The 21,330-nt window shown below is 44.4% G+C and carries 21 protein-coding genes; 11 read left to right on the plus strand and 10 right to left on the minus strand.

Annotation, left to right across the window (positions count from 1 at the left end):
- Positions 1-38: 38 nt before the first annotated feature.
- The 10 genes from ihfB (at position 39) to ACCI49_RS07725 (ending at position 7,038) form a co-directional block, all read left to right on the plus strand.
- Positions 39-347 (plus strand): integration host factor subunit beta, encoded by a 309-nt coding sequence (gene ihfB / locus ACCI49_RS07680; protein ID WP_371838374.1) that lies wholly within the window; start codon positions 39-41, stop codon positions 345-347.
- Positions 348-462: 115 nt separating this feature from the next.
- Positions 463-771, plus strand: coding sequence for a lipopolysaccharide assembly protein LapA domain-containing protein (locus ACCI49_RS07685; RefSeq protein WP_371838375.1), 309 nt, complete (start codon positions 463-465; stop codon positions 769-771).
- A gap of 1 nt (position 772) precedes the next feature.
- Positions 773-1,963, plus strand: a complete 1,191-nt coding sequence (lapB, locus tag ACCI49_RS07690; RefSeq protein WP_371838376.1) for a lipopolysaccharide assembly protein LapB — start codon at positions 773-775, stop codon at positions 1,961-1,963.
- Positions 1,964-2,041: 78 nt separating this feature from the next.
- Complete coding sequence (gene pyrF / locus ACCI49_RS07695) at positions 2,042-2,752, plus strand: orotidine-5'-phosphate decarboxylase (RefSeq protein WP_371838377.1); 711 nt, start codon at positions 2,042-2,044, stop codon at positions 2,750-2,752.
- Positions 2,753-2,893: 141 nt separating this feature from the next.
- Positions 2,894-3,202, plus strand: a complete 309-nt coding sequence (locus ACCI49_RS07700; RefSeq protein ID WP_371838378.1) for a ComEA family DNA-binding protein — start codon at positions 2,894-2,896, stop codon at positions 3,200-3,202.
- Positions 3,203-3,983: 781 nt separating this feature from the next.
- Positions 3,984-4,562, plus strand: a complete 579-nt coding sequence (locus tag ACCI49_RS07705) for a TetR/AcrR family transcriptional regulator (RefSeq protein ID WP_371838379.1) — start codon at positions 3,984-3,986, stop codon at positions 4,560-4,562.
- A 130-nt stretch (positions 4,563-4,692) separates the two neighbouring features.
- Entirely contained in the window at positions 4,693-4,920 is a 228-nt protein-coding gene (locus ACCI49_RS07710; RefSeq protein ID WP_371838380.1) for a tautomerase family protein, read from the plus strand.
- A gap of 37 nt (positions 4,921-4,957) precedes the next feature.
- Complete coding sequence (locus ACCI49_RS07715; RefSeq protein WP_371838381.1) at positions 4,958-5,383, plus strand: hypothetical protein; 426 nt, start codon at positions 4,958-4,960, stop codon at positions 5,381-5,383.
- 31 nt (positions 5,384-5,414) lie between these two features.
- Positions 5,415-6,416, plus strand: coding sequence for an NADPH-dependent aldehyde reductase Ahr (ahr, locus tag ACCI49_RS07720; RefSeq protein WP_371838382.1), 1,002 nt, complete (start codon positions 5,415-5,417; stop codon positions 6,414-6,416).
- 181 nt (positions 6,417-6,597) lie between these two features.
- Complete coding sequence (locus tag ACCI49_RS07725) at positions 6,598-7,038, plus strand: acyl-CoA thioesterase (RefSeq protein ID WP_371838383.1); 441 nt, start codon at positions 6,598-6,600, stop codon at positions 7,036-7,038.
- A 565-nt stretch (positions 7,039-7,603) separates the two neighbouring features.
- On the opposite strand, the gene ACCI49_RS07730 is transcribed toward ACCI49_RS07725, so the two are convergent.
- Positions 7,604-8,638, minus strand: a complete 1,035-nt coding sequence (locus tag ACCI49_RS07730) for a hypothetical protein (protein WP_371838384.1) — start codon at positions 8,636-8,638, stop codon at positions 7,604-7,606.
- Positions 8,639-9,312: 674 nt separating this feature from the next.
- Positions 9,313-10,242, minus strand: a complete 930-nt coding sequence (locus tag ACCI49_RS07735; protein WP_371838385.1) for a hypothetical protein — start codon at positions 10,240-10,242, stop codon at positions 9,313-9,315.
- Between the two features lie 412 nt (positions 10,243-10,654).
- Between ACCI49_RS07735 and ACCI49_RS07740 the strand changes: the two genes are divergently transcribed.
- On the plus strand, positions 10,655-10,900 hold the full coding sequence (locus ACCI49_RS07740) for a hypothetical protein (protein ID WP_371838386.1): 246 nt from the start codon (positions 10,655-10,657) through the stop codon (positions 10,898-10,900).
- Here ACCI49_RS07740 and ACCI49_RS07745 read toward each other — a convergent pair.
- The 8 genes from ACCI49_RS07745 to ACCI49_RS07780 all read right to left on the minus strand — a co-directional run bounded on the left by ACCI49_RS07745 (position 10,890) and on the right by ACCI49_RS07780 (position 21,168).
- Positions 10,890-11,966 carry a hypothetical protein gene (locus ACCI49_RS07745; RefSeq protein ID WP_371838387.1) on the minus strand — a complete coding sequence of 359 codons (1,077 nt, stop codon included), beginning with the start codon at positions 11,964-11,966 and terminating at the stop codon, positions 10,890-10,892. The two genes, ACCI49_RS07740 and ACCI49_RS07745, sit on opposite strands and share 11 nt — an antisense overlap.
- A 1,179-nt stretch (positions 11,967-13,145) precedes the next feature.
- Positions 13,146-14,132, minus strand: coding sequence for an alpha/beta hydrolase (locus tag ACCI49_RS07750; RefSeq protein ID WP_371838388.1), 987 nt, complete (start codon positions 14,130-14,132; stop codon positions 13,146-13,148).
- A 514-nt stretch (positions 14,133-14,646) separates the two neighbouring features.
- Positions 14,647-14,805 (minus strand): IS66 family transposase, encoded by a 159-nt coding sequence (locus tag ACCI49_RS07755; RefSeq protein WP_371838389.1) that lies wholly within the window; start codon positions 14,803-14,805, stop codon positions 14,647-14,649.
- A gap of 718 nt (positions 14,806-15,523) precedes the next feature.
- Positions 15,524-16,417: a hypothetical protein gene (locus ACCI49_RS07760; RefSeq protein WP_371838390.1), complete on the minus strand. Its 894-nt coding sequence runs from the start codon at positions 16,415-16,417 to the stop codon at positions 15,524-15,526.
- Between the two features lie 1,086 nt (positions 16,418-17,503).
- Positions 17,504-18,526, minus strand: a complete 1,023-nt coding sequence (locus ACCI49_RS07765; protein WP_371838391.1) for a phage integrase — start codon at positions 18,524-18,526, stop codon at positions 17,504-17,506.
- Between the two features lie 528 nt (positions 18,527-19,054).
- Positions 19,055-19,837 (minus strand): hypothetical protein, encoded by a 783-nt coding sequence (locus ACCI49_RS07770; RefSeq protein WP_371838392.1) that lies wholly within the window; start codon positions 19,835-19,837, stop codon positions 19,055-19,057.
- Positions 19,838-20,081: 244 nt separating this feature from the next.
- Complete coding sequence (locus ACCI49_RS07775; RefSeq protein ID WP_371838393.1) at positions 20,082-20,516, minus strand: phage integrase; 435 nt, start codon at positions 20,514-20,516, stop codon at positions 20,082-20,084.
- Between the two features lie 295 nt (positions 20,517-20,811).
- Positions 20,812-21,168, minus strand: coding sequence for a helix-turn-helix domain-containing protein (locus tag ACCI49_RS07780; RefSeq protein WP_371838394.1), 357 nt, complete (start codon positions 21,166-21,168; stop codon positions 20,812-20,814).
- Between the last annotated feature and the right edge of the window lie 162 nt (positions 21,169-21,330).

Genomic DNA, 21,330 nt, shown 5'->3' on the forward strand with positions numbered 1-21,330 from the left:
TCCAGAATAATCAATGACTTACAAAGGTAGTGGGGCACATGACCAAATCCGAACTGATCGAAAGGATTGCGTTGAGGTTGGATCAGCTGCCAGTGAAGGATGTGGAGCTGGCAGTTAAGGTGATGTTGGACAGCATGTCTGATGCCCTCTCTCAGGGGGAACGTATAGAGATACGCGGTTTCGGTAGCTTTTCGCTGCACTATCGGGCACCGCGTACCGGGCGAAACCCTAAGACAGGGGACGCTGTTGATTTGGCGGGCAAATATGTACCTCATTTTAAGCCGGGTAAGGAGCTGCGTGACAGAGTTAATCGCAGCATGCTCGACGAAGCTGGTATCGAGGTATGATTGCCTACCTGAAGTAACTGGGCTGGAGAGAGGCCGGTTATAGGTCGTATAATTTGCCCGGAACGCCTGTGTGGCTGATTAATATAGCCATTTTCAGTGGAACGTGGAGGTTCCCTTGTCATTTTTGCGCTGGTTGATGCACGTTATTCTTGGCTTCCTCGCCCTTTTGTGTGTCGTCCTCGGCATCTATATCGCAGTGGAAAACCCCCAGATTATTTCTCCGGTTATCGCTGGATATTCCCCATTTTCTGGCAGTGTGGGAGTCTGGCTGATCGGAATGTTGCTACTGGGAGTCTTGTTGGGTTTTCTGGCAAACCTGCTGCCACTCTTTTCACAGCGCCGCCGTCTGCGGGGATTGAATAAACAGTTGAAGAAACTGGAGCGAGAGCTTCAGGCTGCCCATCGAAAGGTTTCTGGAGACTGACTTGCTCGATCTTGCTTATTTCTTTTTCCTGCTGGCAGCCGTCGCCATAGGTTGGGTGTTGGGCCGGGGCAGCTCCAAGAGAAAGCCGGATTTTAGTGAGCGGGAGGAGTCCTTGGCTCGCTCCTACGCACAAGGGCTCAACTACCTGTTGAGTGAAAGCCACGACGATACCATCGACAAGTTTATTGATTCCCTTGAAGTCAGCCCTGCGACCTTTGATACACATTTGGCATTGGGTAATCTCCTGCGTAGGCGGGGTGAGTATGATCAGGCTATAAGAGTGCACCAGAATTTGCTGGCACGCCCGAGCTTAGCTCGGCAAAGTCAGCATAAGGCGCAATTTGAACTCGCTTGTGACTATATCGCTGCCGGTTGGCTCGATCGGGCTGAGCGCCTTCTGCAAGAGCTGGTGGAGACTTCCCAGGAGCTGCGCGCAACCAGTCTTGAGCATTTGGTGGAAGTCTATAGGGATGAACGGGAATGGGCCAAAGCTATCCATGCCGTCAATCTCTTGCATGGTCGGCGATTTAAGCGTTTATCCGCAGATTGGGCACCTGTGCAGGCCCATTTTTGCTGTGAGTTGGCAGAAGAGGCAATAGCAGGTAAGGATTATCTCAGTGCGCGCAAGCACCTTGATGCCGCTTTAGGGTATGATCGCAGCTCGGTTCGGGCCTGCCTTCTCTGGGCTCGCCTCGAGTATCTGCTTGGTAAGCAGCGCGATGCCATTAAAGTTTTACAGAGAATTCCCAAGCAAAATCCGGATTACATCCCGGAGATTCTGGAGTTATTGATCACTTGCTACGGCGAGCTGGGGGATGGCAAGGGGTTGGATCGCTACCTGGAGTCCCTTCTCAAGGAGTGTCCATCAAATAGTGTGTTGATCGCATTGACTGAGCGTATTCAGGCGCAGGACAGTGAAGCCGCTGCTGCCGCATTTATGGGAGAGCAGCTGGCCCTGCGCCCATCCTTGCGGGGTCTTGGGCGATTTCTTGACCTGTATATCGGCACGGCACAGGGTAGGGCAAAGGAAAACTTGTCCCTGCTTAAAACGCTAATCGACCAGTTGATCGCAAGCCGTCCCCACTATCGTTGCAGCAACTGTGGTTTCTCCGGCAACCAGTTGCACTGGCTATGCCCCAGTTGTAAGCACTGGGACTCTGTTCGCTCGGTCAAGGGTATCGAAGGCGAATAACCGTAAACGCAAGGTGGTTGTTCCAGATAGCTTTGCCGGCGGTCATTGAGTAATTCAAAAATTAATGAGGTGTTTTTTTTGCACTCCCAAGTCTCCTCTCCAATCATTGTTGCACTTGACTATGACAATACCGATGCTGCGCTGGCTATGGCTGGCCAACTTGATCCCGCTCTATGCCGGGTTAAAGTTGGAAAAGAGCTGTTTACCATTGCGGGTCCGGAATTAGTCCGCGCCCTGGTTGAGCGCGGTTTCGAAGTGTTTCTAGATTTAAAGTTTCACGATATCCCAAATACTGTTGCCTCCGCCGTTAAGGCTGCAGCGCGCCTGGGAGTCTGGATGGTTAACGTGCATGCCAGTGGTGGTGAGCGCATGATGAGTGCGGCATCTGACGCATTAAAAGAGTTTGGTGATAGTAAACCCTTGCTGATTGGGGTGACCGTACTGACAAGCACTACCCCGGAAGAGCTGGCTGCAACTGGAGTTGCCAAGCCACTGAAAGAGCAAGTAATCGACCTGGCCTCCAAGGCGAAATCCTGTGGCCTCGATGGAGTCGTATGTTCTGCACGTGAAGCGCAGGAATTGAAGAAGGTTTGTGGTTCAGACTTTGTATTGGTGACTCCTGGTATTCGCCCGACGGGAAGTGATGCGGGAGACCAGAGGCGAACATTGACCCCTTCAGAGGCTATTTCCCAGGGGGCCGACTACCTCGTCATTGGTCGACCTATTACCGCAGCTGCGAACCCGCTCAGGGCGTTACAGGAAATATTGAGCGAAATTGCAGGTAAGTAAGGATTTTTCTTTCTGGTCGCGTGTGATGTCGCGTAATTAGTATTAAGCGGAAGCAGCTCCGCGTATTGATATCATGGTTTGGCTTGGGGAAGTAACAGCAGTCCCAATGTGAAACAAGAACAATTTCACTGGGAGTTAACCATGAAAAATACACGCATATTACTTTCTACGCTATTGATCGCATTGTTTTCTAGCTGCATCTCACCGGCAATTTATGCTGATGATGGCGAGCTTAATTCGGTGGAGCAGCTTGTATCTGAAGTTAATGTAAACAGTGCTTCAGCCTTGGAGTTAGCCGAAAAGCTGGATGGAGTCGGTAAGGCTCGGGCGCAGCTGATTATTGAGTATCGGGAAAAGCATGGCCCCTTTACATCTGTGGATCAGTTACTGAATGTTAAAGGCATTGGTGCGGCAACACTCGAGAAGAATCGGGAAAAGATTCGACTTTAGCGCCTATTGTAAATCGCTGTCGGCAATAGACTGCCGACTGCAATTTTGAGCGGGGTTAATGTATCGCCAGGAGCATTTAGCCCCGTCAAAACAATGCCATAGATAAGGTGGCGGCCTCTAGTCGGATTTCCATATTGCAATTGAATTGATTCCTTCGGATTCAAAGCCTGAGGGTTTTCAGCAATTTAACTGGGTTGTTCGAAGGAGTTAAAAGATCCTTAATTGCTCAGTATTTATAAGTAAAAACCGCATAGGGAGCTATACCTTTTTTGGTTTGGTTCTGCCTGTTCCTATTTGTAATTGTTTCTGCACCCATAAGTTGGCCGCTGATTGGAAGCAAGATTTGGCCACAGCGTGGCTTATTCTTGCTCTGGACTTCTTCAGTTAAAATTGTAGTGGTCAACTATTTCCGGACAGTAAGTTAAGTTTTTCTTCTGCTTTTGCGGGTGGTACTCCGTCATTGTGTTGGTGGGGACGCTCCCGGTTGTAGTAAGTCATCAGGTAATGACTGATGAGCGCGTCAGCCCGTTTATAAAAGGCTATTTACCCACACCTATTAAGCCTGATCTATCCATAGATACTAAAAAGGGAGAAGGAAAGAATACACTGCACTCGGGACGCGCTGTGAATACATCCCTGTATGCTCGTAACCGGCATCCATGCCTCATACGGTCCCGAGCGCAGTGTATTCTTTCCTTCTGACCCAGTGGTAATATGCATCAAAGTTCAACCTATTGGTTAATTTGACTTTTGATCCCAGTCGAGGTTAACATCGGTTAACATGAGCAGTACTAAAGACATAATCCTAGCTTGTGCAAGGGACCAGTACCTTTCAGATGGGTATAAGGGCCTGTCTATGCGCAAGATTGCCGACAAGGCTGGTATCAGCGCCACGGCTATATATCGGCATTTCAACAATAAAGAAGAGTTGTTCCATAAGCTGGTGAAGAAAGGGTTTCGGACATATACCCAGTATTTGACCCCCGCACTGGCAGAATCCACGGCAGAAATGCGCTTCAAAAAAACCATGGAATATGCGCTAAATTTTATTCTGGAGCAGCCCAAATATTTCGAGTTGATCTTTGTTAAGTCTGAAACCAAAGATGAATTGGTTAACTTTGATGATTTGCGGATAGACTCAAAAATATCTTTTGACTTTTACACGGCCAGAATTAACGAGTGTATGGATGAGGGTTACTTGAAAAAAGATAATGCCAGCGAAATTTCCGTTTTACTTCTAGCGTCTTATACTGGGTTCTTTGCCCTGTATACGTCTGGCCTGTTACCGAGAACAGATAAAGAAATTAGAAAACTTTATTGGAGGACCATAGACCGTATTTTAAATGGTGTTGTTACTTAGTGAGACTCCTCGTTAGCCACAATTGCTTTGGTTTAAGTTCAATGCTTGAACAGGATACTTACCCATTTTTTTTACCCCCAGGTTAACATTTGTTAACTTGGGATGATATGCCGGTATAAAGGAGAACGTTATGCCAATTATTAGTTATACCACTGTAGAAGGTGCCTTAACGGAAGATCAAAAATCTGACTTATGCAAAGCATTAACCGATGCCGTAACTGCAACACTAGGCAGCAGGATCAAACCCAATGTATGGGTAACTCTAAACGAAACCCCTGAAGGTAATTATTTTATTGGCGGCCATCCTTTAAAGGCAAAGCACCTCAAAAAATTAATCGAGACCAATGAATTTGAGTAAGACTACAGATAAATTAAAATAAGAAGGGAGAAAGCTCATGCTTGAAGTTGTATTGGTATTAAATGCCCTATGGTTTGCCATGGGCTTTAACGTATTTTCAATTCGAAACAAAATTTTTGCCAAACTGATCGTAGCTAGAGAGGATAGGGATACCCCTGTTTTTGATATTTTGGCCGAATCAGCACGATTCCTAGGTGGGTTTAATCTTGCTTTTTCCCTTCTCAATATTTTGTTGCTCATCAACCTAGATCTATTTTCGGAAAATATTCAATGGAGTCTTTTATTGTTTGTTAACGCCGTCGCCCATGGAACTCAGTTTGCGTTTAATGTACCGATAGCTTTGCACAATCGTCAAGGTAAAGGGCTGTGGCAGGTATTAAAAGGCACCATGCTTTTTATTTTTGTAACTGATTTTCTGATGATGGTATTCAACGCTGTAGTAGCAGCGATTTATTTCTTTTAAAGAACGGTCTATTTGATAGGAGTAATGGAATATGATCAAGGCGTATGCAGCCCATGAGCCAGGCGGTAGATTAAAACCGTTTGAATATGACCCTGGCCCCTTACTTGATAATCAGATTGAGATTGCTGTAGAGCACTGTGGAATTTGTCACAGTGACCTAAGCATGCTGAATAACGAGTGGGGTATAACTAAGTACCCGTTTGTTCCCGGACATGAGGTAGTAGGTAAAATTATTGAAGTTGGCGCTGGCGTTAAATCATTAGCGGTTGGCCAAACTGTTGGACTAGGTTGGCACTCCGGGTATTGTATGACTTGCTCGTCATGCAACGGTGGTGATCATAACGTATGTGGCTCAGCCCAGGGAACCATCATTGGCCGCCATGGCGGTTTCTCTGACAAAGTACGCGCTGATGAAAGCAGTGTAATCCTCCTGCCCTATGGAATGGATGAATCCGTGGTTGCTCCACTTTTTTGTGCGGGTGTTACTGTGTTCAACCCATTGCTCGAACTCAATATAAAACCCACAGATACCGTAGGTGTGATTGGCATTGGTGGTTTGGGGCATCTGGCATTGCAATTCTTAAAAGCATGGGGCTGTGAAGTTTGGGCCTTTACGTCTTCAGACACTAAGCGAGAAGAGGCCATAAACCTTGGTGCACACCATACAGTAAACTCGAAACACAAAGATGAGTTGAAAGCGTTAAGGGGAAAGTTTGATCTCATTCTATCTACGGTAAACGTTAAATTGAATTGGAATCAATACATTAATACGCTTGTACCTAAAGGCAAACTACATTTTGTTGGTGCGACCTTAGAGCCATTAGATTTGAACGTGTTTTCTTTAATGTACGGCCAGCGATCAGTATCCAGTTCTCCTGTAGGCAGCCCTCAAGCACTGAGAAAAATGCTCTCATTTGCACAGCGCCACGATGTAGAGCCTAAGGTAGAACGATTCAGCTTTAATCAGATTAATGAAGCTATCGCACGCTTGGAAAGTGGTAAAGCCCATTACCGAATCGTCCTCAGTAAATAGTAAATATTTTGGTGTTACTACTGGGTCAGAAGGAAAGAATACACTGCACTCGAGACGCACTGTGAATACATCCTTGTAAGCTCGTAATCGGCATCCATGCCTCATACGGTCCCGAGCACAGTGTATTCTCTCCTTTCCCCTTTTTAGTAAATGCTTAATTTGTAGTATGCAGGAATAAATAATGTCTAGAGTTAATATTAATTTTCCTGAAAACATTCACTACTCTGATATGCAGGTAGTAGGAATCCAAGATGTTAACTGTCGAAAGCATGTTGGGCATGACAAATTGATCTCGATGCTACACGAAATCCGTGAGAGATTTTTTGATTACATCGGTAAGTCTGAAATGGATGAATGCCCTCAAGGGTATATTTTGGCTGATTTGGAAGTTCAATATTTAGGTGAAGCTTTTTTCGGTGATGAATTACGCTTTGATCTCGCTGTAGATGAGCTTTCAGAAAGAAGCTGCAACATCTATTATCGGGTATCTCGGGTAAGTGATGGAGCTGTCACGACTCCTGCTCTCATTGCGCGTGCAAAAACAGGTGTAGTATTTTTTGATTATGAATCACGAAAGGCGATACCAGTACCTAGAGTAGTTTTTAGGCTATGGAACCCATAGCGGCTCATCATTTACTTAAGGGCACCTCTAAAAATCCACTGATTTCCGGTAAAATAGTCTAAATGCTCACCAGTAAAGGTTATTGTCAGATGCAGCCGAGTTTTTCGGTCTTGATGACCGCCATCGCAAGCTAATAGTGGGTCAGAAGGAAAGAATACACTGCATTCGAGACGCGCTGTGAATACACCCCTGCAAGCTCGTAATCGGCATCCATGCCTCATACGTACGGTCCCGAGCGAAGTATATTCATTCCTTCCGCCTTTTTAGTAAATAAACGTGATCCATTGGTTGCTCTGCGCAAGTTGATTGACTGGGAAGATGGTGGATTATGACTTCTTTATAAACGAAATGAGAAATCGAGGTTTATCTTTCCTGGAATTTCAAATGACGCAATGGAGTTATCGATTTCACAGCTACAGTGCCAGGTTGAACAGCTCACACGTGAACTCAAACACTCAATCACAACGATGTGAGCAGTTTGAAAAGGCTTGTAATCAGACAATGCTCACAAAAAGCGGACGGGTAGAGCCTAGTTTTGCTGAACTGGTTGCGGAAGAGTCAGCGGCTACTGGGTAATCGTGCCCATATTTCTGCTACCAGCCTGTACGACTATAGCGACTTGACCAGTACCGGTTTGGGTCGTGTCATGCATATTGTTACTGCCTAGCTGGATGGTCGAAGCAAGGCCAAGAGTAGCTCCCGTTTGGGTAATAGTTGCATTATTTAAAGTTCCTACTTGATTGACAAAGACACTGGTAGCTGTAGTTTCAGTTTGGTCAACTACGGCTGAGTTCTCTGAGCCTGTTTGATTAAGAAAAGCACTGCTCGCAGTGTTTAGAAGTTGGGCAGCTACGACCATGTTTTCAGTGCCTATTTGATTGATAAAAGCACTACTTGCTGTGACGTTACTTTGGAGTGAAGCGCTCGAATTCATAGTACCTGTTTGATTGGTCATGATACTGCTTGCTGTGACATTACTTTGGAAAGAAGCGCTTGTATTGATAGTGCCTATTTGAATGAGCAAAGTACTACTGTCAGCGGCTCTAGTTTGAGTAGCGGTGCCCACATTCGTAGTACCTCCTATTTGATTGACCAAAACACTGCTTGTAGTGGCTCCAGTTTGGGTAATTGTGCTAAAGTTTGAAGAGCCTATTTGATTGATTAAAACACTGCTTGCAGTGATATCAGCTTGAAAAATATTGCCCACATTCAAAGAGTCTACTTGATAGAGCAGGGCGCTGCTCGCAGTGGTATTAAATTGGATGGTGAGGCCCTCATTCAGAGTACCTGTTTGGTTGATCAAAATACTACTAGATGAAACTGTATTCTTTTGATCAGATTCTGCGATATTTGAGTGACCAGTTTGCAATTGTGTTATCACACTATTGTTGGTGCCTGTAGTTTGAGAGGCATCTGATTCATTAAGATCCCCAATTTGGTTTTGTAAAATTAAATTATTATGGATGCCTTGGGCTGATTGATCAGTAGTGGCCATATTGTCGTTTCCAAACTGAAATACTATCGAGGTATTATTGTTCGCGCTTACATTTATGCTCAATACCATTGATATGGCTGCGGCGATGGGGGTTATTGTCTTCATCAGTAGCTCCTTCATTTTATAGTGATGCGCTCTGAGTCATAGGCGTAACGGCTAAGCCAGATCCTTATGGGGTACAAAAAATTCTTATATGCAAAAGATTTCGGTATTTAGTTGCCAGAGTTTGCTGGGTTGGTTTATATCGCAGAAATCAGCATGGTTATCTGGGTACTTAGTTAGTTAAAGTTATATCTATCCATTTATGATCATTTGGAGGCTTAAGCCTTACGGATAAACTGACAAATAACCATGAGATGAAAGGGCTAATTTTCTAGGAAAAAAGTTTGAAAAACCCCATTTGTTGCTTTTTATGTTGATGGATATTTAGCGCTTCTCACTGAGTCGATCTACCTGTACAGCAGTGGGTTCAACTGTGATGGAAGATTGTATTGGAGTAGTCTCTGCACTGACCGCCCCCTTGCGACCCACTCCCACCCAGGTAATGGACATACTACTGGGGCAGAAGGAAAGAATACACTGCGCCCGGGACCGTAAGAGGTATGGATGCCGATTACGAGCTTACAGGGATGTATTCACAGCGAGTCCCGAGCACAGTGTATTCTTTCCTTCCCTCTTTTTTAGTAAGCCGACGCAAAGGGCAGTGATCAATGCCCACAAAAACAGTGCGAATACGTTGGAAGCGAGTCTTGTCGGACTAGTTGAGGAAGAATCAACGGCTACTGGGTAAGTGTGCCTATATTGCCGTTACCAGCCTGTACGACTATAGCGACTTGGCCAGTACCGGTTTGGGTCGTGCCATGCATATTGTTACTGCCTAGCTGGGTGGTCGAAGCAAGGCTAAGAGTAGCGTTCGTTTGGGCAATTTTTGCCTCATTCATAGAACCTACTTGATTGACCAAGGCGCTACTGGTTGTGGTAAAGAGTTGTCTAGTGTCGCCCCGATTTTCAGAGCCTGCCTGATTGATCAAAGCATTATTTTCTGAGACAGCCCATTGGTAAACATTGGCCCAGTTTAAAGAGCCTGCTTGACTGACCAACGAGTTAGCTGTGGTTACATAACCTTTGCTAACGAAGGCCATATTCTTAGAGCCTATTTGATTGAGCAAGGTACTACTCGCCTTTACATCCAAAAGAGCAATTTCGCCCTGGTTCATAGAGCCTATTTGATTACTTGAAACACTGCTTACTGTGTCCCCGGTTTGATAAACATCGACGTGGTTTAAAGAGCCTGTTTGATTGACTAAAGAACTTAATGTGCTCGTAAAAGCTTGTTCAATTCGGGCTACATTCAGAGTGCCGGTCTGTTTGATCAAAGCACTACTTGTAGTGACAAGACTACCTTGGACAACGGTTCCTGTGTTCATAGAGCCTGTCTGATTGATCAACGCACTGCTTGCAATTGTCTGATACTGGGTAAATTGGGCAATGTTCGAAGAGCCTATTTGATAGCTGAAAATACTACTTTGTGAAGTTCCCTCCAGTTGTAAAGATTTAGAGATATTTGCATCACCAATTTGCGACTGTATTGTCACGCTATTATGGGTAGTTGTGGTTTGAGATGCTACTGAGTCATTAAAATTTCCTATTTGGGTTTGTACTATTAAATTATTGTGAATAGTTGGGTCTGTTTGATTAGCGGCGGCCATATTGCCGTTTCCAACCTGAATCGATATCGCGGCATTATTATTTGCGATCGTATTGACACTCAATGCCATTAGCATGGTTGCGGTGATGGAAGGTAGTGCCTTCATCAGTAGCTCCTTTACTTTATAGTGATGTACTCTGAGTCATCCGCGTAATGGCTACGCCAGATCCTTAGGGGATACAACAGATTCTTATGCGTAAAAGCTATTGCTATTCAGCTGCCAGAATTTGCTGGGTTGGTCAATGCCACAGAAATCTACAGAGCTGTCTGGATACTTATTTAGTTAAAGTTATATCTATACATTTAAGGTCATTTGGAGGCATAAGCTTTATGGAGAAACTCATAAATAGCCATGAGATAAAAGGACTAATTTTCTAGGAAAAAAGTTTGAAAAAACTTATTTGTTGATTTTTATGTCGATGGATATTTGGCGCTTCTCAATGAGTCGATGTACCTGTACAGCGCCGGATTTGAATGTGATGGAAGGTTTTATTGGTGTAGTTTCTACGCCGGCCGCTCCCCTCGCGAGGCACTCCAACTCTGATAATGGACAAAAGCCGATGCAAGAGGCGACGATCAGCGCTCCCAAAAGTAACGCTGATGTGCTGGAAGCAAGTCTTGCCAGATTAGTGGCGGAAGAGTCAATGGTTACTGGGTAGTCGTGCCCACATTGCCGTTACCAATCTGTACGACTATAGCGGCTTGACCAGTAGTACCGGTTTGGATTGTTTGATGCATGTTGTTACTGCCTACCTGGGTGATTGCAGCAAGGCTAAGTACAGATTCCAATTGGGTAATATCTGTATCATTCATAGATCCAACTTGATTGATCAAGGCACTATTTGCTGTGGCTGCAATTTGGACAACGGTGGTCACATTTTGAGAGCCCACCTGATTGAGCAAAGTACTATTTCCTGAGCCTACAGTTTGGGTAACTAGAGCTACGTTAATAGAGCCTATTTGATCGCTCGAAGCCATGCTTGTTGTGGTTGAAGTTTGTACGGTGCTGTTCTGATTCATGGAGCCTGTTTGATTGAGCAAAGCACTACTTGCTGTGCTCCCAAATTGACTAACACTGCCCTTGTTCTCAGAGCCAATTTGATTGAGCAAAACACTATTTGCTGTGGCTCCAGTTTGGATAACGTTGCCCATATTAAGAGAGCCTATTTGATTAACCAAAGTGCTACTTTTTGTGGCCGCACCTTGGATAATGAAGCTCACATTCATTGGGCCTCCTATTTGATTGACCAAAACACTACTATCATGGGCGCCAGATTGGATAATGGTGCCTATATTCAAAGAGTCTACTTGATAGAGAAAAGCGCTACTTGCTGTTGTATCTAGTTGGGTAACGGTGCCTGTATTCATAGAACCTATTTGATTGATCAAAATACTACTTGCAATTGCCGTTTCCTGGGTAACTTTGGCTGAGTTCGAAGAGCCAATTTGATTGGTCAAACTGCTACTAAAAGAGGTATTACCTGTTTGGTAGGATTCTACGCCATTTGATTCACCAATTTGCGACTGTATTGTCACACTATTATTGGTACCGGTAGTTTGTGATGCATTTGATTCATTAACATTTCCAATTTGAGCCTGGAGAACTAAATTGTTTTGAATAGTTGTGTCTGTTTGATCAGCAATGGCAATATGGCCATTTCCAATCTGAAATGATATTGCGGTATTATTATTTGCACTCGTATTTACACTCAATGCCAATAACATGGCTGCGGCTATGGGGGTTAATGTCTTCATAAGTAGCTCCTTTACATTATAGTGATGCACTCTGAGACACCTGCGTAATGGCTGCGCCAACTCCATATGAGGTACAAAAACTCTTATATCTAAAAATTTTTGATATACAGCTTCCCAAAATTTGCTGGATCGATTTATATTGCAAAAATCAACAGAGCTATCTGGATACGTAATTAGGTAACGTTATATCAATATCTTTATTACCAAGTGAAGGCTTAAGCCTTATTGAGAAACAGACAAATAGCCATGAGATGAAAGGGCTAAATTGCTAGAATAAAGTTTGAAATACAGTATTAGTTGCTTTTTACGTCGAAGGGTATTTAGCGCTTCCCGCTTGGTGGATTTTATTTTTCTTTGTTGCGTCCTGGCGGCGAGATAAAGCTGTCAAACACGCACCTTCTAAAACCCCTTAAAAATTGGCGCAACCAGCGCCCTCTATTTTTATTGGTTGTTAATTGTGCAATAAAATGGGTGCCGTCGCTCCTCCCCAGGCCTGCGATTTTTGGCATTCTTTGGCGTGGTGAAGTTGAGAAGAGCGTCTTGCCATGAGTTGATGCCGACTCTATGGCTATTAGAGATTTCATAAATTGAAAAGCTTTGAAGTGGAGTGAAGATGCATTTCATCGGTTAACCCTGATCCAAGTGAGGGGTTAGGGAGGATCATGGAGCATTTGAAATTCGCTATGTGAAGGGATTAGGCCGCCTACGGCCATAGCTTATGAGTTGAAGCACGGTTGTGTTCGTGGAAACTCCGGCTAGCAAGAGTAATTGAAAGGGTTTTTGGTGCAGCGTCCTCGATAGCGCGAGGAGTGATGCCTATCCGGCGCCTCAACGAAAGAGGGCGACACAAAAATGCTTGATGCTGCCCTCTTTGTGCTGCTTCGCGGCGCCCTGTATTTTGTTTGGTTCCGCCTGCTGGGCTCAAACCAGCGACCCAGTGATGAACTGACTATAAGGGTGCCTGTACGTTGCTGCTAACTACCGTACAATTTCCTATAAAAGGAAATAACATGAGCCGTTTCGAGAAAATAACGCAAGTCTTGTGGCATTGCCAATGCCACATTGTCTGGGTGTAGTGGTCTAATCCAGTTGATTTGCATGATTCGTAGGTGTTCTATTGTCCATTGGGCGATCATAGCTCTATGTGATTTATTTTATATTCATGTTGAGCCATCTGATAATTGCTTCATGCTCGACCTCTCCTATTGCAACCATGCTAAGATGATCCCTTTTTTCAAGCTCTATGACTTTGATATTTTTTTGTTTTAAATCCTTGTAATTACTATAGGGGGAAATGGTATCCGAATCTGAGGATATTAGAAGTACTGGAATCTTTGAGGATTTTATGAGGGGTAGTATGCGTGTATCATTCGGATCGATGTTGGATTTTTTTAGAGCTAACTTCGCGCCCTTGCGAATATCTTTACCTGGAATAAGTCTGCTAAGTATGGGGTGGGAAACCATTGCATAATTATAAATAGCTTGATCAAATGAAAGTATGGGCGCCAGCAAAACAATTCCACTAACATCTGCTCTCGAAGCGGAAACATGTGCAGCCGTTAAGGCTCCCATGGAATACCCTACAATATAAAGGTTTCTCTCTTTGATAGTCCCTTCTTTAATTAGATTGTCAATAAGGTCATTGATGAATTCACTATCATCTACCCCATATTTTAGTCTGCCTTCCGAATCACCATGACCGAGGAGGTCTGGCACAATAACCTGAAACCCAAGAAAGCGGAAATAAAATGAAGCATACAGCATGAATTCTTTGGAATGACGAAATCCATGTAATAAAATCACTGTGCCAGAGTATTTTTTTCCTAAAGAATTCTTGCTTAAATCAAGGCTGACAATATGCTCTCTACCATTCTCTTCAAAATTAACAGAGTACTGCAGGTTGTTATCAATTAACGGTAAGCCATAATAGTAGCTAATGCAATTCTCTTTCTTCACTAAGCAATATCTGTATTTCATGAACCTTAAATCTTCTATTTCCTCTGTGGTTACTACTTCATTGAAGGGGAGGCTCTCGGTTCTTTCTATTAGGCTAGCAACTCTCTTAGAGCAGGCCGAGATGGCTAGATAAAGCATGAAGGCAGCAAGCAATGTGTACAGATTAATTCTGACTTTCATTTTTGAGTGCCTCTAAAAATTATATTTCCTTCAGTTCTACCATCCTAAAGTTCCCGGGAGTCGATGCTAACGAATACCAAAAAAGTAATTTGTAGAGCTGTCCTTCAGTAAAAATAAAATTGTTAAAGCACTTACTCGTTAGGTTACAATAGGTGCTCCAACCCAAATTAAACTGCTCAAGATTTTTAGTGGTGCAGGGGGATAAGACTTCAAATTTAGATGTGCTCAGTTTGTTGTGGTCTAGTACGATGGGACACATGGATTGTTCAGCCAGGTTGTTGTCGATGTTCATATGGTCGGTTGTACTCTACTGAAACAGCGTGTGCCAATTTCTAAAAGTATATTTTATGGCTTTTTCAAGCGCCGATTATGGCAGTATGGCAGTATGGTATTGGTTGGCTGTAAAAACCAGTGCTTGAAGCTTTCGAGCCTAGGCTGACTATGCACCTGTCGCGATACTTGCCACTCCTTTTCTGTTATGGACTTCCATTGGCGCTCCAGACAATACAATGCCTTAATTCGTTTCACCGCCACCAGGCTCGAACAAATGGTCGTAACCTGTGTAAGTATCGGCTTGCAAATAACCTTGGTAATTTTGCAAGATCGCGGCTGGTCTCGATTTCGCATTCGATTGAGAGAAGTCGAAGGTCACAATAGGTGAGTCGTGGTGCATGTCAGTTCGATAGCCCTAAATTCGAGCCTGAACCGTGCTATGTAGACGGGATTCGTCTATATATGCTGCTTTTTTTGCAGTTAGCGTGAGAATACTTTCGGGGACGAAACATTATGAAACATTATGGTTGTATGCTGTATATATTACTGGGGCGGTAGGAAAGAATACCCTGCGCTTGGGACTCGCTGTGAATACATCCCAGTAAGCTCGAAATTGGCATCCATGCCTCATACGGTCCCGTGTTTAGAGTATTCTTTCCTTCCCCCTTTTTAGTATGTTCTTGTTCTCCTGACGGCCCTTGCACCACTACATCTTTATTAGTCCGTATAAAATAAACCAGTGAATAAGCAGTTGAGCAGATTTGCAGCGGCGGCCCAGCATCCGTTACAAATTTATAGACTTATCGATACTTAGGTAAGAGTCCGATTTCTGGATCGGGTTTAAGAAACGGAAAGGCAAAGGCCGCAAGGGTAAAAAAGGCGTTAAAGGCTACAAAGTTTTTATGGGCTACGAGAAAAGCTTGTACAGCGTCGGCTTTGTAGGTGCTGAAAGTGCTAGAGGGTTAATTCGCGCGCTCAGCGCTGGCCGCCCCCTCGCGACTCACACCCCCTCGGTAATGAACAGAAGCCAGCACAAGAGGCGGCGATCAGCGCTCACAAAGGTTGTGCGGATGCGCTAAAAACGAGTCTTGTTGGGTTGGTTGCGTGAGTGGCAACGACTACTGGGTAATCATGCCCATATTACCGCTACCTATCTGTACGGCTATAGCGATCTGGCCAGTACCGGTTTGGATCGTGTTATGCATATTATTACTGCCTACCTGGGTGGTCGCAGCAAGGCTAAGAGCAGCGCCCGTTTGGCTAATAGTTGCATCATTCATAGATCCTACTTGATTGATCAAGGCACTAGTTGCTGTGGTGTCAGTTTGGATAACTGCGCCTGTATTCATAGAGCCTATTTGATTGGTCAAGGCACTAGTTGCTGTGGTAACAGCTTGGCTAATAGTTGCATCATTCATAAATCCTACTTGATTGATCAAGGCACTAGTTGCTTTGGTATCAGTTTGGATAACTATGCCTGTATTCAAAGATCCTATCTGATTGGTCAAGGCACTAGTTGCTGTAGCATCAACTTGGTTAACGAAGCCTCCGTTCAGAGATCCTATTTGATTGACCAAAGTACTGCTTTCTATGCCGCCAATTTGGGAAATGATACCTGTATTTAAAGAGTCTACTTGATAGAGCAAAGCACTGCTTGCAGTGGTCTCAATTTGGAATGTGCGGCCCGTATTCTCAGCGCCTAATTGATTGATCAAACTACTACTAAATGAGGTGCTAAACTCTTGAGTGGATTCTGCGACATTTGATTCACCAGTTTGTAATTGTGTTATCACACTACTATTGGTGCCTGTAGTTTGAGATGCTTCTGAGTCATTAAAATCTCCAATTTGGGTCTGTACAATTAAATTATTGTGAATGGTTGGGTCTGTTTGATCCACATTGGCCATATTACCGTTTCCAACCTGAATCAATAGCGCGGTATTATTATTCGCGCTCGTATTTACGCTGATTGCCAATAATATGGCTGCGGCGATGGGGGTTAATGTCTTCATCAGTAGCTCCTTTACTTTAGTGATGCACTCTGAGACACCCGCGTAATGGCTATGCCAGCTCCTTATGGAGTACAACAAATTTTTATACGCTAATACTTTCGGTATTCAGCTGCCAGAATTCGCTGGATTGACCTATACCGCAGAAATCAACAGTGCTATTCAGATGCTTAAAAAGTTAACGTTATATCTATAGGTTTATGACCAATTGGAGGCTTTAGCTTTGCGGAGGAACTGACAATTAGCCATGAGATGAAAGCGCTAAATAGCTAGGAATAAAGTTTGAAAAACGATATGTTGCCTTTTACGTCTATGGGTATTTGGCGCTTCTCGTTGAGTAGATTTCATTTTTATTCATTGCGTCCCGGCAGATAGTTAAAGCTACCAAACAAGCCCCAGCCTTTTAAAACCCCTTAAAAATATGCATAACCAACTCCCTCTGATTGCCCCTGATTATTAATTGTGCAACAAAAGGGACACCGGTCACTCCTTCCCACGCCTGCTGATTTTTGGCGTTCTTTGGGTTGATGCAATTGAGAATGTGGCCGGGCTGTTCGCTGGTGCGGGCTCTAGGGCTATTAGAAATTTCACACATTGAAATGTTTTGAAGAGGGGTGAAGAAGCACTTCATCGGTTAACCCTGACCCAAGTGAGGTGTTAGGGAGGGTCATGGAGCGTTTGAAATTCGCTATGTGAAGGGGGCAGGTCGCCTGAGGCTATAGCTGAATGACTCAAAGCACAGTTGTGCTCGCGGACACTTCGGTTAGCAAGGGCAAATGAAAGAGTTTTTCGCATAGCGTCCTCGATTGCGCGAGGAGTGATGTTTGGTCGGCGCCTTAACGAAAGAGGGCGACACCAAAATGCTTGATGTCGCCCTCTTTGTGCCGCTTCGCGGCGCCCTGTAACCCAATGATTTACAAGGCTTTTGTTTGGCTCCGCCTGCTGGGCTCGAACCAGCGACCCAATGATTAACAGGCCTATTTTTTGCCTACCCTTTAATCTCCAACATGCCCCAAACCCGCATGAAACCTAGACTTTCTTATCCTGAATTGGCCTTTGTTACCCGCTTGCGTTGACACTTGGTTGACACTACGCGAGCTCTGCAAGGGGGTTCTTGGCGATAGCGTCTTCAAGATGTTCAGGGGACAGATGGGCATAACGCATTGTCATTTTTATATCAGCATGCCCCAGTATTTCTTTTAGTGTGAGCAGGTTTCCGCCACGCATAACGAAGTGACTGGCAAAGGTGTGGCGTAGAACATGACTAGCTTGCCCCTTGGGCAGCTCTATATTGCATTTGTCTAATACGCGGGTAAATGCCTTATAGCAGTATTGGAAGAGGGGGCCGGTACGCGGCCTTTCCATGAATATTTCTTGTTCTAATGCCTCACCGATTGGGATTGATCGAACTTTGCCGCTTTTGGTGCCAGAGAAGGTAATACGGCTATTACGGATTTGTTCGCCACGCAAGCTTTGTGCCTCGCTCCAGCGGGCACCAGTAGCCAAACATATTTTGGCCACCAAATATGCATGCTTTGAGCCACTTTCCTTCAAGGCAGTTAATAGTTGTTCTATTTGTGTCCTGTCGAGGAAGCTAAGTTCATGGTCATCGTATTTAAGCCGCCTTACACCAGAAAGAGGATTATCCCCTTGCCATTTTCCCAAGCGGATTAACTCATTGAATACTGCACGTAGATAGGCTAGATCGTGGTTGCAAGTATTGGCAGAGATCGGCCCCCGGTGTCGCTTATTGGTTTTCAGGTCGCCCTGAAGGCGCTGCTGGCGAAACTCAGCGTAAAATCCGGCGGTAACCTGGTTAGCTAGAGGGTTACCCATTAGTTCGCAGAGAGACAGAAGGTAATCGCGCCGTTGTTCACCTCTTTTTAAGGTATGCCCGTGCAGCTTGTACCACTCTGCTATCAGATCCTGTAGACGCCGTTTATCCCTTTGCGGTGGAACCCATTCCCCTTTATCTGCGGCGGCGAGCTGCGCGCGCTCCCAGCGGATGCCTTCAGCTTTGGTATCAAAAGATTTGCGGACACGGCGCCCGCCTCGCCCCTGAGGTTGGATATCTACTTGCCAACGTCCACTGGCGAGCTTTCTAATCGTCATCCTGTACTTCCAAGAAAGCCGAGTTAATAACCATGCCAATATTGATACGGACTAATAACAGTTGGCAAAAGTCACTTTTGCTTTGCTTCAATTGCTCCGTCTCTTTTGAAAACCCTGGATCAAGGATGGTTGGCTTGAACCCGGTGGTCATGCATTGCTTGCATGTAACTATAAACCGCTTTCCACGGCTTAGCGATGTATCCAGAGAGTAGGACCTTCCCCGTTTTAAATGTTTACTGTGGGACATGTTACAAGCATTTCCTATGCCTACGGGGTTCAGCGGGAAGCCAACGCGACAGTAAAATTTCGTCGTCATTAGCCAAATCACTTGGGCGGAAAACTGGCCTGACTGCCACCTCGGAATAGCTCAAGGGTGAACAGCTAGTCAAGCCTGTATACATCCAGCACTTTGCAATCATTACTAGGCTCTACTCCAGACTGGGTAAGCGTATTCTCAGTATTTACATGGTGCAAGGTACTATGTTAGTAGCCTATAGATCAAAGTAAGCATCTAATATAATTGGGGATTCACTCTTCACTCTCGGTAATTTTTTGACGTGGTCTACGAGGATGTCTGCGGATAATATTTTCTGTAATGATTGGTATGCTTCCTTTCCGCTTATCATAAATTACTCCTTGGTTATCCATATTCATTCTAAATTCTGTCGGCTCATCACTTATATATATACTTTCTAGTAAATTAGCCCTGGCGCTGTTCGATTTTGTCAGCCCCTGAAAAGCCATCTTGAGCTCTTTCATCTCCGCAATGATATAATCTTCTTTAGAGACTTCTTTTGTATCAAGCTTGGCTACTGTGAATGTACCAAAGTGTTTTAAGAAGGTTGTGTAGTTTTCATCTTCTTGTGATTTCTGTACAGTTGCTAGTATTTTTTCCCTTAGTGCTTCTTTAAATTCTACAATTTTCGAAAAGCGAAGGTCTCGAGGGTAATCAAGGTGCTCAATTTGGGATGTATCAAAAGAGTATGAAGTTTTGTCGTCTTTGATAATAATTGTTGGCTTGTCAAAAGCTAGACGCATACCTAGCTCAAACATTACATTAGGATTTTTTCCGCTTACATCGCATACCACAATAGGGTTGTTGTATAGGTTTTGAATGATTCGCTTTTGAATTATGCCAACATCGTCTGCGTAACTAACTAGATTTGCTTTAAATCCTGCCCCCTCTACGGATGCTGTCAATATTTGTTTAACTTCTAACCAATGCTGTTCATTACATCCATCAATTGCTGAAATTGGCATTACTAGCCCACAACAACGATCTTCAGTTTCTTGAGTGTTCTCTTCATTCATTACCAGGTTCCTTTTGGATTGTTAGGGTAGAAGAATCATATTTGATTGTTTAGATTTTCATTGTTCTTGTGTCACGGACATACCTTCTTTTGCCAAGATGTTAGCTCCACCAGTTGCAAGACCTTTAAAAATGGCTGGTGAAGTTAGGCCAATTTGTAGTGCTAACCACAGGCCAAACTGATTTCCATTCCCCAAATATGCTAGAGCTATACTGAATCCAAGAATTGGGTAACCTAGAATCCAGCTAATAAAATGTAGGGAATACAGCATTCAGATAGGTGTGCTCATGGTTAATGGTTCTGGCACATGGTTGTCTCCCTTGCTCGTTGGGAGATTCTAGCCGCCGCTTGCGGTACAAGATCCAGTCTTCAGCAGTGAAATTGATGGCTTTGGGATCACCCAGCCACCTTGCTGTATTTTCCAGATAATTGAGACGCCCGGTGTGGTCTTTAAGCGTGTGGCCATGCAGTTCATACCATTCGTGAATCAACTGTGAAATGGTACGATTGTCTTTCTTTGGCGGTGACCACTCGCCGCGATCTGCTGCGGCTTTTTGCGCAGTAAGCCATCTTTGGGCTTCCCCTTTGGTGTTGAAGGTTCGCTGTACTCTCTTGCCACCGCGCCCTTCAGGCTGGCAATCCGCTTGCCATCGGCCATTAGCCTTTTTCTGTATCGCCATCCCTCAACGAATCCTCAGAAAAATATCCCTCTGGAACCAAACCCGCGTCAATGCGAGCCGCGACAAATTTGCACAATTTATTTTGGCTACTGCGTAGTTCTTGAAGATTTATAGGGCCTGATACACAAACCAATGAAGCAACTCAGGGAAGTTTCTTCCCATTGCCTCATAGCACTCTTCTGTAACTCGGTTTTTCTTGTACTCCGCATTTTTCATTGGCACCAGATCTATACCTAGCAGATCTGCAAACTCTCTCTGGCTTAACCCTGTTAGCTCCCTGATCGCTCGCAATCGATCACCGGTCCTGAGCTTTGAAATCGCCATCCCTTATCAAGTCCTCGGAAAAATACTCTTCGGGCACTAGTCCAGCGTCAAACCGAGCTGCAATGAACTTGCAATACTTACTGTCGCTTTTGCGCAGTTCTGGGAGGTCAACAGGCCCCTCATAAACAAACCACTTCAATAACTCTGGGAAGTTTTCGCCTATTTGCTCATAAATCTCTTCGGTAACACGGTTCCGTTTGTATTCGATGTTCTTTAGCTTGGAGATGTCAACGCCTAAGAACTCTGCAAACTCCCTCTGCGTTAAGCCAATTAGCTCTCTGATGATTCGTAAACGGTCACCGGTTTTTAGTTTCTGACTATTCCCCATTCTTTGAATTGCGCCTCTTCAATGCTCTCTGATTTCCAAATACTGCACTAAAAAGCGTTTTTTATACAAGTAAAGGTGTAATACAAGCTATTTCAAGGGGGAAAGCACGAAGAAGGTGTCAAAATAGCACTACACAAATCAAAATAATGTAAGCAGGGGGTT

Source organism: Microbulbifer epialgicus (genome assembly GCF_041447265.1).
Lineage (GTDB): Bacteria > Pseudomonadota > Gammaproteobacteria > Pseudomonadales > Cellvibrionaceae > Microbulbifer > Microbulbifer epialgicus.

Bases quoted from the DNA above. Each gene is read 5' to 3' on its own strand.
- ACCI49_RS07725 (WP_371838383.1), top strand. From the start codon at position 6,598: ATGTCTAGAGTTAATATTAATTTTCCTGAAAACATTCACTACTCTGAT.
- ACCI49_RS07770 (WP_371838392.1), bottom strand. From the start codon at position 19,837: ATGAATGAAGAGAACACTCAAGAAACTGAAGATCGTTGTTGTGGGCTA.
- ACCI49_RS07735 (WP_371838385.1), bottom strand. From the start codon at position 10,242: ATGGCCGCCGCTAATCAAACAGACCCAACTATTCACAATAATTTAATA.
- ACCI49_RS07710 (WP_371838380.1), top strand. From the start codon at position 4,693: ATGCCAATTATTAGTTATACCACTGTAGAAGGTGCCTTAACGGAAGAT.
- ACCI49_RS07700 (WP_371838378.1), top strand. From the start codon at position 2,894: ATGAAAAATACACGCATATTACTTTCTACGCTATTGATCGCATTGTTT.
- ACCI49_RS07730 (WP_371838384.1), bottom strand. From the start codon at position 8,638: ATGAAGACAATAACCCCCATCGCCGCAGCCATATCAATGGTATTGAGC.
- ACCI49_RS07740 (WP_371838386.1), top strand. From the start codon at position 10,655: ATGTCGATGGATATTTGGCGCTTCTCAATGAGTCGATGTACCTGTACA.
- ACCI49_RS07760 (WP_371838390.1), bottom strand. From the start codon at position 16,417: ATGAAGACATTAACCCCCATCGCCGCAGCCATATTATTGGCAATCAGC.
- ACCI49_RS07745 (WP_371838387.1), bottom strand. From the start codon at position 11,966: ATGTTATTGGCATTGAGTGTAAATACGAGTGCAAATAATAATACCGCA.
- ACCI49_RS07765 (WP_371838391.1), bottom strand. From the start codon at position 18,526: ATGACGATTAGAAAGCTCGCCAGTGGACGTTGGCAAGTAGATATCCAA.
- ACCI49_RS07715 (WP_371838381.1), top strand. From the start codon at position 4,958: ATGCTTGAAGTTGTATTGGTATTAAATGCCCTATGGTTTGCCATGGGC.
- ACCI49_RS07705 (WP_371838379.1), top strand. From the start codon at position 3,984: ATGAGCAGTACTAAAGACATAATCCTAGCTTGTGCAAGGGACCAGTAC.
- ihfB (WP_371838374.1), top strand. From the start codon at position 39: ATGACCAAATCCGAACTGATCGAAAGGATTGCGTTGAGGTTGGATCAG.
- ACCI49_RS07750 (WP_371838388.1), bottom strand. From the start codon at position 14,132: ATGAAAGTCAGAATTAATCTGTACACATTGCTTGCTGCCTTCATGCTT.
- ACCI49_RS07755 (WP_371838389.1), bottom strand. From the start codon at position 14,805: ATGCACCACGACTCACCTATTGTGACCTTCGACTTCTCTCAATCGAAT.
- ACCI49_RS07775 (WP_371838393.1), bottom strand. From the start codon at position 20,516: ATGGCGATACAGAAAAAGGCTAATGGCCGATGGCAAGCGGATTGCCAG.
- ACCI49_RS07780 (WP_371838394.1), bottom strand. From the start codon at position 21,168: ATGGGGAATAGTCAGAAACTAAAAACCGGTGACCGTTTACGAATCATC.
- ahr (WP_371838382.1), top strand. From the start codon at position 5,415: ATGATCAAGGCGTATGCAGCCCATGAGCCAGGCGGTAGATTAAAACCG.